This is a genomic window from Streptococcus salivarius, assembly GCF_000785515.1.
In the GTDB taxonomy this organism is placed as follows: Bacteria; Bacillota; Bacilli; order Lactobacillales; family Streptococcaceae; genus Streptococcus; species Streptococcus salivarius.
On record NZ_CP009913.1, the window covers coordinates 2,099,178 to 2,112,408 of the forward strand.

At 39.8% G+C, this 13,231-nt stretch carries 19 protein-coding genes and 1 pseudogene; all 20 read right to left on the reverse strand.

From position 1 onward, the window contains the following. Positions 1–15 precede the first annotated feature (15 nt). The 20 genes and pseudogenes from rplE to SSAL8618_RS09825 all read right to left on the reverse strand — a co-directional run bounded on the left by rplE (position 16) and on the right by SSAL8618_RS09825 (position 12,841). Positions 16–558 (reverse strand): 50S ribosomal protein L5, encoded by a 543-nt coding sequence (gene rplE, locus SSAL8618_RS09730; protein WP_002887058.1) that lies wholly within the window; start codon positions 556–558, stop codon positions 16–18. A gap of 26 nt (positions 559–584) precedes the next feature. Beyond that, entirely contained in the window at positions 585–890 is a 306-nt protein-coding gene (gene rplX, locus SSAL8618_RS09735; protein ID WP_002885874.1) for a 50S ribosomal protein L24, read from the reverse strand. Positions 891–970: 80 nt separating this feature from the next. After that, positions 971–1,339 carry a 50S ribosomal protein L14 gene (gene rplN / locus SSAL8618_RS09740; protein WP_002885711.1) on the reverse strand — a complete coding sequence of 123 codons (369 nt, stop codon included), beginning with the start codon at positions 1,337–1,339 and terminating at the stop codon, positions 971–973. Positions 1,340–1,363: 24 nt separating this feature from the next. Beyond that, a complete protein-coding gene (gene rpsQ / locus SSAL8618_RS09745; RefSeq protein ID WP_002885836.1) occupies positions 1,364–1,624 on the reverse strand; it encodes a 30S ribosomal protein S17 in 261 nt (86 codons plus the stop codon). Between the two features lie 27 nt (positions 1,625–1,651). Next, entirely contained in the window at positions 1,652–1,858 is a 207-nt protein-coding gene (gene rpmC, locus SSAL8618_RS09750) for a 50S ribosomal protein L29 (RefSeq protein ID WP_002885754.1), read from the reverse strand. 9 nt (positions 1,859–1,867) lie between these two features. Then, the gene (gene rplP, locus SSAL8618_RS09755) at positions 1,868–2,281 is read right to left on the reverse strand and encodes a 50S ribosomal protein L16 (protein ID WP_000960950.1); all 414 of its coding nucleotides are present in this window, start codon (positions 2,279–2,281) and stop codon (positions 1,868–1,870) included. Positions 2,282–2,284: 3 nt separating this feature from the next. After that, positions 2,285–2,938: a 30S ribosomal protein S3 gene (gene rpsC / locus SSAL8618_RS09760; protein WP_002885727.1), complete on the reverse strand. Its 654-nt coding sequence runs from the start codon at positions 2,936–2,938 to the stop codon at positions 2,285–2,287. 12 nt (positions 2,939–2,950) lie between these two features. Further along, positions 2,951–3,295 carry a 50S ribosomal protein L22 gene (gene rplV, locus SSAL8618_RS09765; protein ID WP_002887063.1) on the reverse strand — a complete coding sequence of 115 codons (345 nt, stop codon included), beginning with the start codon at positions 3,293–3,295 and terminating at the stop codon, positions 2,951–2,953. A gap of 15 nt (positions 3,296–3,310) precedes the next feature. After that, positions 3,311–3,590 (reverse strand): annotated as a pseudogene (rpsS, locus tag SSAL8618_RS09770) (30S ribosomal protein S19). Between the two features lie 93 nt (positions 3,591–3,683). Further along, positions 3,684–4,517, reverse strand: a complete 834-nt coding sequence (rplB, locus tag SSAL8618_RS09775) for a 50S ribosomal protein L2 (RefSeq protein ID WP_002885867.1) — start codon at positions 4,515–4,517, stop codon at positions 3,684–3,686. A gap of 17 nt (positions 4,518–4,534) precedes the next feature. Next, a complete protein-coding gene (locus SSAL8618_RS09780; RefSeq protein ID WP_002885771.1) occupies positions 4,535–4,831 on the reverse strand; it encodes a 50S ribosomal protein L23 in 297 nt (98 codons plus the stop codon). Then, positions 4,831–5,454, reverse strand: a complete 624-nt coding sequence (gene rplD, locus SSAL8618_RS09785) for a 50S ribosomal protein L4 (RefSeq protein ID WP_002885795.1) — start codon at positions 5,452–5,454, stop codon at positions 4,831–4,833. The genes SSAL8618_RS09780 and rplD overlap by 1 nt, the downstream gene beginning before the upstream one ends. A gap of 24 nt (positions 5,455–5,478) precedes the next feature. Further along, on the reverse strand, positions 5,479–6,105 hold the full coding sequence (gene rplC / locus SSAL8618_RS09790; protein ID WP_002885755.1) for a 50S ribosomal protein L3: 627 nt from the start codon (positions 6,103–6,105) through the stop codon (positions 5,479–5,481). A 115-nt stretch (positions 6,106–6,220) separates the two neighbouring features. Further along, on the reverse strand, positions 6,221–6,529 hold the full coding sequence (gene rpsJ / locus SSAL8618_RS09795; RefSeq protein ID WP_002885653.1) for a 30S ribosomal protein S10: 309 nt from the start codon (positions 6,527–6,529) through the stop codon (positions 6,221–6,223). Positions 6,530–6,773: 244 nt separating this feature from the next. Further along, on the reverse strand, positions 6,774–7,775 hold the full coding sequence (gene ruvB, locus SSAL8618_RS09800; RefSeq protein WP_002887068.1) for a Holliday junction branch migration DNA helicase RuvB: 1,002 nt from the start codon (positions 7,773–7,775) through the stop codon (positions 6,774–6,776). Positions 7,776–7,855: 80 nt separating this feature from the next. Beyond that, positions 7,856–9,679 (reverse strand): acyltransferase family protein, encoded by a 1,824-nt coding sequence (locus SSAL8618_RS09805; protein WP_038676887.1) that lies wholly within the window; start codon positions 9,677–9,679, stop codon positions 7,856–7,858. Continuing rightward, positions 9,676–10,086 carry an MORN repeat-containing protein gene (locus tag SSAL8618_RS09810; RefSeq protein ID WP_002885750.1) on the reverse strand — a complete coding sequence of 137 codons (411 nt, stop codon included), beginning with the start codon at positions 10,084–10,086 and terminating at the stop codon, positions 9,676–9,678. The genes SSAL8618_RS09805 and SSAL8618_RS09810 overlap by 4 nt, the downstream gene beginning before the upstream one ends. Beyond that, the gene (locus tag SSAL8618_RS09815; protein WP_022496078.1) at positions 10,083–10,517 is read right to left on the reverse strand and encodes a low molecular weight protein-tyrosine-phosphatase; all 435 of its coding nucleotides are present in this window, start codon (positions 10,515–10,517) and stop codon (positions 10,083–10,085) included. The genes SSAL8618_RS09810 and SSAL8618_RS09815 overlap by 4 nt, the downstream gene beginning before the upstream one ends. A 275-nt stretch (positions 10,518–10,792) precedes the next feature. Next, positions 10,793–12,085: an adenylosuccinate synthase gene (locus tag SSAL8618_RS09820; RefSeq protein WP_037601293.1), complete on the reverse strand. Its 1,293-nt coding sequence runs from the start codon at positions 12,083–12,085 to the stop codon at positions 10,793–10,795. A 249-nt stretch (positions 12,086–12,334) separates the two neighbouring features. Then, positions 12,335–12,841, reverse strand: coding sequence for a DNA topology modulation protein (locus SSAL8618_RS09825; protein ID WP_022495839.1), 507 nt, complete (start codon positions 12,839–12,841; stop codon positions 12,335–12,337). Between the last annotated feature and the right edge of the window lie 390 nt (positions 12,842–13,231).

Consider the following 13,231-nt stretch of genomic DNA (forward strand, 5'->3'; position numbering starts at 1 on the left):
TATTTACCTCCTAGATTATTTTGCAAAAGGCATTCCAAGGCCTTTAAGCAATTCACGACCTTCTTCGTCAGTGTTAGCAGTAGTTACGATAACGATATCCATACCACGTACTTTATCAACATCGTCGAAGTTGATTTCTGGGAAGATAAGTTGTTCTTTAACACCAAGTGTGTAGTTACCACGTCCATCAAATGATTTAGTTGGAACACCATGGAAGTCACGAACACGTGGAAGTGATACTGATACCAATTTATCCAAGAATTCGTACATGCGTTCACCACGAAGGGTAACTTTAGCACCGATCGCTACACCTTCACGAAGACGGAAGCCAGCGATTGATTTCTTAGCTTTAGTAATCAATGGTTTTTGACCTGAAATAAGTGCCAACTCAGCAGCAGCTTTTTCAAGAGTTTTAGCGTTGTTTACAGCTTCACCAACACCCATGTTGATAACGATTTTATCAACTTTTGGCACAGCCATAACTGAAGAATAGTTAAATTTTTCAGTCAAAGCTGGAATTACTTCGTTAGTGTATTTTTCTTTAAGACGGTTAGCCATTTAATACTTTCTCCTTTCCTTCGTGATTAGTCAAGCACTTCGCCTGATTTTTTGTTGTAACGAACTTTTTTGCCGTCAACAACTTTGTAACCTACACGTCCAGCTACACCGTTCTTGTCAAGAACTTGAACGTTTGAAGCGTGGATTGGTGCTTCTTTTTCCACGATAGCACCTTGAGGGTTTTCTGCTGATGGTTTTTGGTGTTTTTTGATGATTGCAACACCTTCAACAACAACTTTGTTTACTTTTGGAAGAGCTTTAAGAACTACTGCTTCAGTTCCTTTGTCTTTACCAGCAATAACGCGAACTTTATCGCCTTTTTTTACAAACATTTGAGTATTTCTCCTATTATTTCTTACGCCCTAATGGGCACCCTGAATATATCAGGGGACTAAGTTTGTGTTAATTCAGATTAAAGTACTTCTGGCGCCAAAGATACGATACGCATGTATCCACCTTCACGCAATTCACGTGCAACAGGGCCAAAGATACGAGTTCCACGAGGAGTTTTGTCATCGCGGATGATTACTGCAGCGTTGTCATCAAACTTGATGTATGAACCGTCTGGACGGCGAGCACCAGTTTTTGTACGAACGATAACAGCTTTAACAACATCACCTTTTTTAACAGCTCCACCTGGTGTAGCTTGTTTAACAGTTGCAACGATAACGTCGCCGATGTTAGCGAATTTACGTCCTGAACCACCAAGAACCTTGATAGTCAAGATTTCACGAGCACCGCTATTATCAGCAACTTTTAAGCGACTTTCTTGTTGAATCATTTCAATTGTCTCCTTTTAGTTTTATTAGATAATAACAGCTTCTTCCACAACTTCTACAAGACGGAAGCGTTTTGTAGCTGAAAGTGGGCGAGTTTCCATGATACGAACGATATCGCCTTCTTTAGCAACGTTGTTTTCATCATGTGCTTTGTATTTTTTAGAATAGTTGATACGTTTACCATAGACTGGGTGGTTACGTTTAGTTTCAACTACAACTGTGATTGTTTTATCCATCTTGTCAGATACTACGCGTCCAACAAGGGTTTTACGTTGATTACGTTCCATTATTAGAATTGCTCCTTTCCCAATCTATTATTTGATTTCAGATTGCACAGTTTTAACACGTGCAATTTGTTTTTTCACTTCGTTCAAACGGGCAGTTTGATCAAGTTGACCTGCTGCAGCTTGGAAACGAAGGTCGAAAAGTTCTTTCTTAAGTTCGTTTTCTTTTTTAGCAAGCTCTTCTTGAGACAAGCCACGAAGCTCAGCAACAAACTTTTTGATTTCTTCAAGTTTCATGTCTTCTCCTTATTCTGCTTCACGTTTCACGAATTTACATTTAACTGGCAATTTGTGGCTAGCAAGACGAAGCGCTTCACGTGCAACTTCTTCAGAAACACCTGCGATTTCGAACATTACTTTACCACGTTTAACTGGTGCTACCCAACCTTCAGGTGCCCCTTTACCAGAACCCATACGTACACCGATAGCTTTAGCAGTGTATGATTTGTGTGGGAAGATCTTGATCCAAACCTTACCACCACGTTTCATGTAACGAGTCATGGCAATACGAGCAGCCTCGATTTGACGGTTTGTGATCCAGTGGCTAGTTGTAGCTTGAAGACCGTATTCACCGAATGATACTTCTTTACCACCTTTAGCCTCACCGCGCATTTTTCCACGGAATTCACGACGGTGTTTAACACGTTTAGGTACTAACATTTGTTATTTGCCTCCTTTAGTGTTTTTACGAGCTGGAAGAACTTCTCCACGGTAGATCCAAACTTTAACACCAAGTTTACCGTAAGTTGTGTCAGCTTCTTCCCAAGCGTAATCGATATCAGCGCGAAGTGTGTGAAGTGGAACTGTACCTTCAGAGTATCCTTCTGCACGGGCGATATCTGCACCGTTCAAACGACCTGATACTTGAGTTTTGATTCCTTTAGCTCCAGCACGCATTGCACGTTGGATAGCTTGTTTTTGTGCACGACGGAAAGCAACACGTTGCTCAAGTTGGCGAGCAATTGTTTCACCAACAAGGTGAGCGTCCAAATCAGGTTTCTTGATTTCAACGATGTTGATGTGTACTTGTTTTCCAGTCAATTTGTTAAGTTGAGCGCGAAGAGCGTCAACGTTTGATCCACCTTTACCGATAACCATACCTGGTTTAGCAGTGTGAAGTGAAACAATAACTTTGTTTACAGCACGTTCGATTTCAATAGTTGAAACTGAAGCGTCTGCAAGTTCTTTTTGAATGAATTTGCGGATTGCCAAATCTTCGTGAAGGTAATCTGCGTATTCTTTTTCAGCATACCATTTCGCATCCCAGTCACGGATGATCCCGACACGCATACCAATTGGATGTACTTTTTGACCCACGAGTTTACCTCCTTATTTTTCTGACACAACTACTGTTACGTGAGTTGTGCGTTTGTTGATTGGTGAAGCTGAACCTTTCGCACGTGGACGGAAACGTTTCATTGTTGGTCCTTCGTTTGCGAATGTTTCAGATACTACCAAGTTAGCTTTTTCCAAACCAAAGTTGTTTTCTGCGTTAGCGATAGCAGAGTTAAGAGTTTTCTCAACAATGCGAGCTGCTTTGTTTGGAGTGAATTTCAAGATTGCGATTGCATCAGCAACGTTCTTACCACGGATAAGATCAAGAACAAGACGTGTTTTACGAGGTGAAACACGCACTGTACGAGCCATTGCTTTAGCTGAAGTAATTTCTGCCATTGTGTCCTCCTCCTATTAACGACGTGTTTTCTTATCGTCAGCTGCGTGACCTTTGTAAGTACGAGTTGGTGCAAATTCACCAAGTTTGTGACCTACCATGTCTTCTTGGATGTAAACAGGAACGTGTTTACGTCCATCATAAACTGCGATAGTGTATCCGATGAAACTTGGGAAAATCGTTGAACGACGTGACCAAGTTTTAATTACTTTTTTCTTTTCGTCATTTGCTTGAGCTTCAACTTTTTTTCATCAAATGCTCATCGACGAAAGGTCCTTTTTTAAGACTACGTCCCATTTTGTAGTTTTCTCCTTTAAATTAAATGTACCACAGCGGCTTGCACTAAGAAGTGCTACCGAGTTGGCGGATGTTATGTGCTAAGCGACTAAATTATTTTTCGTTACGACGACGAACAATAAGTTTGTCAGATTTAGCTTTCTTGTTACGAGTTTTAAGACCAAGCGCAGGTTTACCCCATGGAGTAGATGGCGCTTTACGTCCAACTGGTGCTTTACCTTCACCACCACCGTGTGGGTGATCGTTAGGGTTCATTACAGAACCACGAACTGTTGGGCGAACACCTTTCCAGCGATTACGGCCGGCTTTACCAAGGTTGATAAGTGATTGTTGTTCGTTACCTACAGTACCGATAGTTGCACGACATGTACCAAGAACCATACGAACTTCGCCTGATTGAAGACGAACAAGTACGTATTTACCTTCTTGACCCAAAACTTGAGCAGATGCACCAGCAGCACGGATAAGTTCAGCACCTTTACCTGGTTGAAGCTCAATGTTGTGGATAACTGTACCAACTGGGATGTTTGCAAGTGGAAGAGCGTTACCAACTTTGATATCCGCATCTGGACCTGAAACGATACGTTGACCTACTTCAAGACCTTTAGGTGCGATGATGTAAGCTTTAACCCCGTCAGTGTAGTGTACAAGAGCGATGTTTGCAGTACGGTTTGGATCATACTCAATTGTTTTAACAACTGCTTCAACGCCATCTTTGTTACGTTTGAAGTCAATCAAACGGTAGTGACGTTTGTGTCCGCCACCTTGGTGACGTACAGTGATACGACCGTTGTTGTTACGACCAGCTTTGTTCTTAAGAGAAACAAGCAATGATTTTTCAGGAGTGCTTGTAGTGATTTCTGCGAAATCCAAAGAAGTCATGTTACGACGGCCATTTGTCGTTGGTTTATAAACTTTAATACCCACGTTAATTTCTCCTTTGATTATTCAGCTTCAGCTGCAAACAACTCGATTGCTTTAGAATCAGCTGTAAGAGTGATGATAGCTTTTTTAGTTTTTGAAGTGAAACCAGTGTAACGTCCAACACGTTTTTGTTTTGGTTTAACAGTTACAGTGTTCACGCTAGCAACTTTAACACCTTCAAATGCAGCTTCAACTGCTTGTTTGATCAAGAGTTTGTGTGCACGTGTATCAACTTCGAAAGTGTATTTTCCTGCTTCAAGAGCAACCATAGATTTCTCAGTGATAACAGGTTTTTTGATTACGTCATACAAATTCATTATGCAAGAACCTCCTCGATTGATGAGATAGCTTCTTTAGTAACAAGAAGTTTATCTGCGTTTACGATGTCAAGTACACTTGCAGTTGCAGGAGTTGCAACAGTTACGTTTGCAAGGTTACGTGCTGAAAGTTCAGCGAATTTGTTTCCTTCTTCAACGATAACAAGTACTTTAGAATCGATGCTAAGAGCTGAAAGAACGTTTGCGAATTCAGCAGTTTTTGGAGCTGCAAATGAAAGAGCTTCAACCGCTACAAATTTATCTTCTGCAACTTTAGCTGAGTAAACAGATTTCAATGCAAGGCGACGAACTTTTTGAGGAAGTTTGTATCCGTAAGAACGTGGAGTTGGTCCGAAGACAACACCACCACCACGCCATTGTGGTGAGCGGATAGAACCTTGACGAGCACGTCCAGTTCCTTTTTGACGCCATGGTTTACGTCCACCACCTGATACTGCTGAACGGTTTTTAACCGCGTGAGTACCTTGGCGAAGGCTAGCACGTTGGCTGATTACGACATCAAATACTACTGATTCGTTTGGTTCGATACCGAAGATAGCGTCGTTAAGTTCAACTGTGCTAACTTCTTTACCAGTTTGGTCAAATAGTTTTACGTTTGCCATTTTTAACTGATTTCTCCTTTCTTATTATTTAGCAGCTTTAACTGCTGATTTGATAGTGATAAGAGATTTCTTAGCACCTGGTACGTTACCTTTGATAAGGATAACGTTTTTCTCTGGGATAACTTGTACAACTTCAAGGTTTTGAATTGTCACACGGTTGCCACCCATACGTCCTGCCAAGTGTTTGTTTTTGAAAACACGGTTAGGCGCAACAGGTCCCATTGAACCTGGACGACGGTGGTAACGAGAACCGTGAGCCATAGGTCCGCGTGATTGACCATGGCGTTTGATAACACCTTGGAAACCTTTACCTTTTGAAGTACCAGTTACGTCAACAACATCTCCAGCTTCGAATGTGTCAACAGTGATTTCTGACCCAACTTCCAAGCCTTCAATGTTTTTGAATTCACGAATGAAGCGCTTAGGAGCTGTGTTAGCTTTCGCTACGTGGCCTTTGGCAGGTTTGTTGCTCAATACTTCGCGTTTGTCGTCAAAACCAACTTGAACTGCTTCGTAACCGTCTGTTTCAACAGTTTTAACTTGAAGCACAACGTTTGGAGTAGCTTCGATGACAGTAACAGGGATAAATTCACCTGCTTCAGTGAAGATTTGAGTCATTCCCACTTTTTTCCCTAAGATTCCTTTTGTCATGAGAAAATATTTCCTTTACTTTATTGTTTTTTCAAAAAGTTTTTTATGAGCGTTTTTTATGCTCAAAAAAAGTTTTTAACGAGCGTTTTTTATGCTCAATGAATCAAGCTTTAAATTAAAGTTTGATTTCTACGTTCACACCACTTGGAAGATCAAGTTTCATCAAAGCGTCAACTGTTTTTTGAGTTGGGTTGATGATGTCGATAAGACGTTTGTGTGTACGCATTTCAAATTGTTCGCGAGAATCTTTATATTTGTGAGTCGCACGAATAATTGTGTAGAGACTACGTTCAGTTGGAAGTGGAACTGGCCCAGCAACTGTCGCACCTGTGCGAGTTGCAGTTTCTACGATTTTTTCAGCCGCTGTATCAAGCGTACGGTGTTCGTAAGCTTTCAAACGGATACGGATTTTTTTGTTTGCCATTTTTTCTCCTCTTTCGTCTATTTAAGATAATAGGCTAGCTCCTCAAGAAAACCAACACGGATTGCGTGGCAGTGCAACCAGGCGTGTCGCAACCTCTTGTATCATAGCTAAGCGCTGTATTTACAGCACCATAATATAATAACAAAAGAACCTACTCATTGCAAGGGATTTTTTAAGTTTTTTTTCTTTTTCTTTATTTTCTTTTTTGCCTAAACAAAAAAATCCATCTTCGATGGATTTTTTATCAACTTTCTTGAGTGTAGTCGTACCCCATGTGTTCATAGGCTTTAACCGTTGCAACACGTCCTGTTCGTGTTCGCATAATAAATCCCTTTTGAATTAGATAGGGTTCGTACATATCTTCTACCGTTTCTCGCTCTTCTGCAATATTAACTGACAAGGTACCTAGACCAACTGGTCCCCCACCATACATTTCAATCATGGTGCGGAGAATTTTTTGGTCGACATAATCTAGTCCTTCATGGTCCACATCCAACATAGTCAACGCCTTGTCTGCAATCTTATCATCAATGATGCCATCACCCATGATTTGTGCATAGTCTCTCACGCGCTTAAGTAGGCGGTTAGCAATACGAGGGGTCCCACGGCTACGACGTGCTAGCTCTAGAGCAGCTTCAGGTGTTATAGTCATGTCAAAGATTTCTGAAGTACGTTCAATAATTTCCTTCAAATCTGGTAGCTCATAATATTCCATATGACCATTAATCCCAAAGCGAGCCCTCAATGGATTTGACAACATACCTGCTCGAGTAGTTGCACCTACTAATGTGAACGGTGGTAACTCTAGATGGACACTACGACTTGTTTCGCCTGCACCAATCATGATATCGATGTAGTAATCTTCCATAGCACTATAAAGAACTTCTTCAACTGCCATAGGCATCCGGTGAATCTCATCAATAAATAAGATATCACCTGGCTCCAAGTCATTGAGTATAGCAACTAAATCACCAGCCTTTTCAATTGCTGGCCCAGACGTCTGCTTTAAATTGACGCCCATCTCATTAGCTATCACAAAAGCCATAGTTGTTTTCCCCAAACCTGGAGGACCAAACAAAAGAGTATGATCTAGGGCTTCATCACGAAGTTTAGCTGCCTCTATAAAAATCTTTAATTGGTCTTTAACCTTATCTTGACCAATGTATTCCTTAAAGTACTGAGGACGAAGGGTACGCTCAACATACTCTTCATCTCCTAGTAAATCATTATCTAATATTCTTGCCATAGGCTTATTTTAGCACAAAACAAAAAATGCAGTCAAAATTTGTCCATAAAAAAGAAGACAAGACTTGTCTTCTCTCTTAATTATTTCTTACCACCCTTAACTGGTGCCTTATCAGCTTTCTCTATAGCTTCTTTAATTGTCTTAGTATAGAGTTTAGCGCCACGGTTAATTGAGTCGCTATCAGATCCAAAGTGAACCCCATCTGTACCATTCCAGATAGAAATATTTTCTTTAGCCACTTGATACCAGTCAGCAACTGTCACAAAGTCATATTTCTCCGCCATCTCTAACTCATACTTACGTAACTGAAGCAAAGATTGAGCCTCGTTACCAGATTTACTTCCATTATATGGTGTTACAAAGATAATATGGTGACCCTTAGGTAAATTCTTGATGATTTTATTAATAACGCCTTTATAGTCGTCAATCTCATTAACACCACCAGCAATGACAACATCCTTAGCAAGAGCATTACTATCCGCGTAATCTTTAAGCAAATCGTTGATTGTTGATAGGTTACGACTGACTACTGCATCTATAGCGACATTATCAATACTTGATTCCAGCTGATCTTTTGATCTAAGAGCTACGGAGTCCCCTAAAACTGTCACTCCCTTATTCACACCAAATGAAGTAGCCTGACTGTTCTCCGCATTTGTACGAGTTAATTTCATTTTAGTCTGAGCTTGCGACAACCCATTAGCTTCTAAATCTTTCTCAAAGTTCCCTACAGCCGGCGCAAAGAGAGAAATAAGCACTGTAATTAAGGTAAGACCACTAAATACATAAAGCACAATATGTCGGTACGGCGTCAAGTCTAAGTCTATTCCAAAGAGACTGGCCTTTCTTCCTGCAATAAATGGCTCTATTATATAGTAGGAAAGTGTCGCAAAAACAATTGACAGAATCGTTGTCAGAATGACTGCAATAATATTATTGGTCAATTGACTAAAGATAATATATAGTGGCCAGTGAAAAAGATAGACACTATAGCTGATTTCTGCCAGATAACTAATAAGAGCAGGCTCTGATTTTCCAGGCAATTTCTCATGGAGGACACGGGCAGAGTAAATCATAACAGCCGTGAACAAACTAGCCAAAACAAAACCAAATAGGTAGGTGATGCGTTCCTCAAAATGAAGGACTAAGCCCAACAATACGAGCAAGGCAAAACTTCCTGCCATATAAAGGACTGTCTTTTTCAGAGTCCAAAGACGTATATTTTTCTTGAACCTAGCGGTCGTTTCATACACACCTGAAAGTGTCGCAAAGAGAGAACCTAGGAAGAATGGATAGGCATGCGTAATTGATGAGAAATATAAGCGAGAAAAACTATCAACAAAGAAAGCACTAATAAACATTGATAGGAAGCTCACCATAAAGCAGGCAAGAGATACCATAAAGACTAGGCCTCTAAATTGATTTTGGTGTTTGACACGCTTAGCTAGGAACCAAAGCAAGGCACCCCAAAGAATATAATAGTGAACCTCAATAGCCAGACTCCATGTATGGAGGTAAATATGCTGGTTAAACTGGTTCTCGTAATTTCCTCCAGTCAGAATCTCATAATAGTTAGTTACAAAACCGATAACAGAGGTAATTTGACGTCCAATACCTGCAATAAAATCATTTCGAACCAAGAGTGCCAAAGGGGTACAGATAAGCACCATCAACACAAGTGGCGGTACTATCCGGTAGAAGCGTCGTCGCATAAAACCAAGGTAATCAATGCGATGCGTCCGAGATACCTCATCGATCAAAAGCGCTGTAATCAAATACCCTGAGAAGGTAAAGAAGACATCAACACCGATGAAGCCCCCAGGAAGAACACTTGGGAAGAAATGATAGATCAGAACCAAAAATAGTCCTGTCACACGAATATAAGAAAACCAGTTAATTCTCATCCTTTAAAAATCCCCTGTTTAAATTTCCCTTTGTAGGTAACCTTATTTTCAGTAGTCAATTTTCCTTGGCCATCGGCTTGGCCAGACTTGAACTCACCTTGATAAATCCAACCCTCATGAGATTTGAAGGTTCCTTGACCATTAAAGGAACCATTCTTAAATTCTCCTGTGTAGGTATCACCATTGTCATAGGTCAAAGTTCCTTGACCATTCAAACGGTGGTTCTGCATCTGACCTTTATAGGTAATCTTAGTCCCATCAATCTTGATAGAATGTTGCGTTTTTATAGTCACCAAAAACAAGGACAGGGCACATAAAATAATAACCCCTACTGTGATACGCTCAAATTGATTTCGGTCAATATCAATATTTTTAAAATCAAAATCCTTTAGTTGTTTAAAATTCATTGTCTATCCTTAATCCACTGTAACCAGTCTCGACAACCTGCAGTTACCAATTTATATGTTTCTTCAAAGTCACCTGTGTACCATGGGTCCGGCACTCCACCAGGTCTGAAAAGCTTGATTTTATCGTCATAATGCCCTGCAGATATCTGTAGAAGATCCTCAACATTTGACTCATCCATTCCCACAACTAGATCAAAGAACTCAAAATCAGCCTGACTAATCTGCTGTGAGCCCTTGGAAGAGTCAAAAGAAATAGCATATTTCCTTAAAATCTTTTGGGTACCTTGATGAACTGGATTTCCATGCTCCCATGAAGATGTCGCGCGACTTTCGATATGCAAAGACTCTCCTTGGTCCAGCTCTTTCATCACAAATTCTGCCATTGGGCTACGACAAATATTCCCCAGACAAACAAATACAATCTTCTTCATTATTCACCTCTTGCCCAAAGCTATTAAGAGATATGCTCACTTATTTTCTTTGTCAAAATTACGAACACACTTTTAAATCATGAAAGTAGGTTCTCATTAATTTTCATTTAATCAATCCATATTATACCGAAAAACTAATCAAATAGAAAGGTTTCTCTCCTAATCATATCGAAAAATTAGTAACCTTTTTTAATAGTTGCAACATTCATATTAATCCATAAGTTTAAGGCGTGAGAAAAGAGAACCTAGTTTCCTAGATTCTCCTTTTGTTGGCTTTAGATATTTGACCAAACACTTTCAAGAATGTTTGTTTGTTCACGTCCTGGTCCTACAGAGAAAGTAGAGATACGTACACCTACCAATTCACCAACACGACGAACATAATTACGAGCATTTTCAGGAAGCTCATCTAAACTACGGCAACCTGTGATGTCTTCTTCCCAACCTGGCAATTCTTCATAGATTGGTTTACAGCGTTTCAATTGCTCAAGACTAGCTGGGTAGTAATCAATACGCTCACCATCAAGATCATAAGCTACACAAATTTTTACAGTGTCAAGACCTGAGAGAACATCGATACAGTTCAAGCTGAGGTTTGTGATACCTGATACACGACGGCTATGGCGCATCACCACTGAGTCAAACCATCCTACACGACGTGGACGTCCAGTTGTTGTTCCATATTCATGACCAACTTCACGGATGCGTTCACCCACTTCATCAAATAACTCAGTTGGGAAAGGACCATCACCAACACGACTCGTATAGGCCTTACATACACCAACGACCTTGTTGATTTTAGATGGACCAACACCTGAACCGATTGTAACACCACCCGCAACTGGGTTTGATGACGTTACAAATGGGTAAGTACCTTGGTCAATATCAAGCATAACCCCTTGAGCTCCTTCAAAGAGGACACGTTTGCCTGCATCAAGAGCGTCGTTCAAGATTACAGATGTATCTGTGACATATTGCTTAATTTGTTGTCCATAAGCATAGTACTCTTCAAAAATCTCTTCGAATGATAATTCTTCAGATTCATACATCTTACTGAAAAGACGGTTTTTCTCAGCTAAGTTTGTTTTCAAACGATCAGCAAAGATTTCTTTGTCCAAAAGGTCTGCAATACGGATACCTACACGCGCAGCCTTATCCATATAGGCAGGACCAATACCTTTGTTAGTTGTACCAATCTTATTATCACCTTTAGCAGCTTCTTGCAGTTGATCAAGTTTAATATGGTACGGCAAGATAACGTGCGCACGGTCAGAAATACGAAGGCTCTCTGTTGACACACCTTCGGCATGAAGATATTCCAACTCTTTGACAAGTGATTTAGGATTGACCACTACACCGTTCCCGATAACAGAGATTTTCTCTGGGAAGAAAATACCTGATGGAATCAAGTGCAATTTAAATTTCTTACCATCGATAACAATCGTGTGACCTGCATTGTCTCCACCTTGATAACGTGCGATCACTTCGGCATCTTGACTTAGGAAATCTGTAATTTTCCCTTTACCTTCATCACCCCACTGGGTACCCACAACAACTACTGATGTCATATTATTTTGATAACGGACAGCTCCACCTTTACGAGGCTGTCCCCACCTTTCTTGAAAAACTTCACGGTGGGAATTTCACCCACAAGTTTCGCGTTACAGTTTATTATAGCAGAAAAAAGGCTATTTGTTCAACGTTGAAAGCGCTTCTTACGAAATATTCTGACAGTTATGTCTCGGTTTGCGACTGGTTGCTTACTGTGTATTTTATGTAAAACTACCAGCTATTTTATGACTAAATAATTCTACTAGCTATTTAACCTGCTTCATATAATGATTTAACTGCCTTTGATTCTTTAAAATAATTGTCTTGTCAGAATAATTTTTAATAACTACATTATATTGCTCGACATATTTTTTAGAACGTCCGTCTAATAAAATCCATTTCACAAATGCAAAATCAAATTTTTCATTACAGTCTTCTGCCATGCTAGGACGTGTCTTTCCCCTATATGTTAAATAGCGCCTAAATGCCCGATAGAGACAATTAACTCTGTTAAAGTTGAAATAGACAATACAGTCAGCTTCCCTCATGCGTTCTTCATAAAGACAGGCCGAGTAATTCCCTTCAATAATCCAATCACGTTGTAGCATAAATGTTGATATATCGTCAGTCATTTCATCAACTGTTCGCTCTTGCCAATTTGATGTGAAATGAATTTTATCTAAATGAAGAACCTCACAATTGTAGTGTTGACCTAAAAAGTTTGCCAAAGTAGACTTTCCAGAGCCGCTATAGCCAATGATTGCAATTTTCAATACAGGTCTCCTTTTTCAATTCTGTTTCCTGACTAATATCATAACACAAAGCATATATCTTAGAAGGAATTATCATTTGGAACAACTCTCGTTTGGACAAACAAGCACGTAAAGTTCTGTTTAAAGTGAGTTCTTTCTTAGAAAAATAAAAAAAAAGAGACCTACAATCAAGTCTCTTTTCGATATTAAACTGCCCCCTACATGAATTTGTAAGAACTTTTCATATTGAAAATAAACAAAAATGTTGAAATATAGCTGATTTTAGGGAAATACTTTTAGGTATTTTCAATGTCAGGATTTAAAAATGGGGCAAAAGTGGGGCAAAAACAAATTAACGAAAAAAATATCGAGTTCGTGCATCAAGTAAATGATAAATTGCAAGAATAAGTG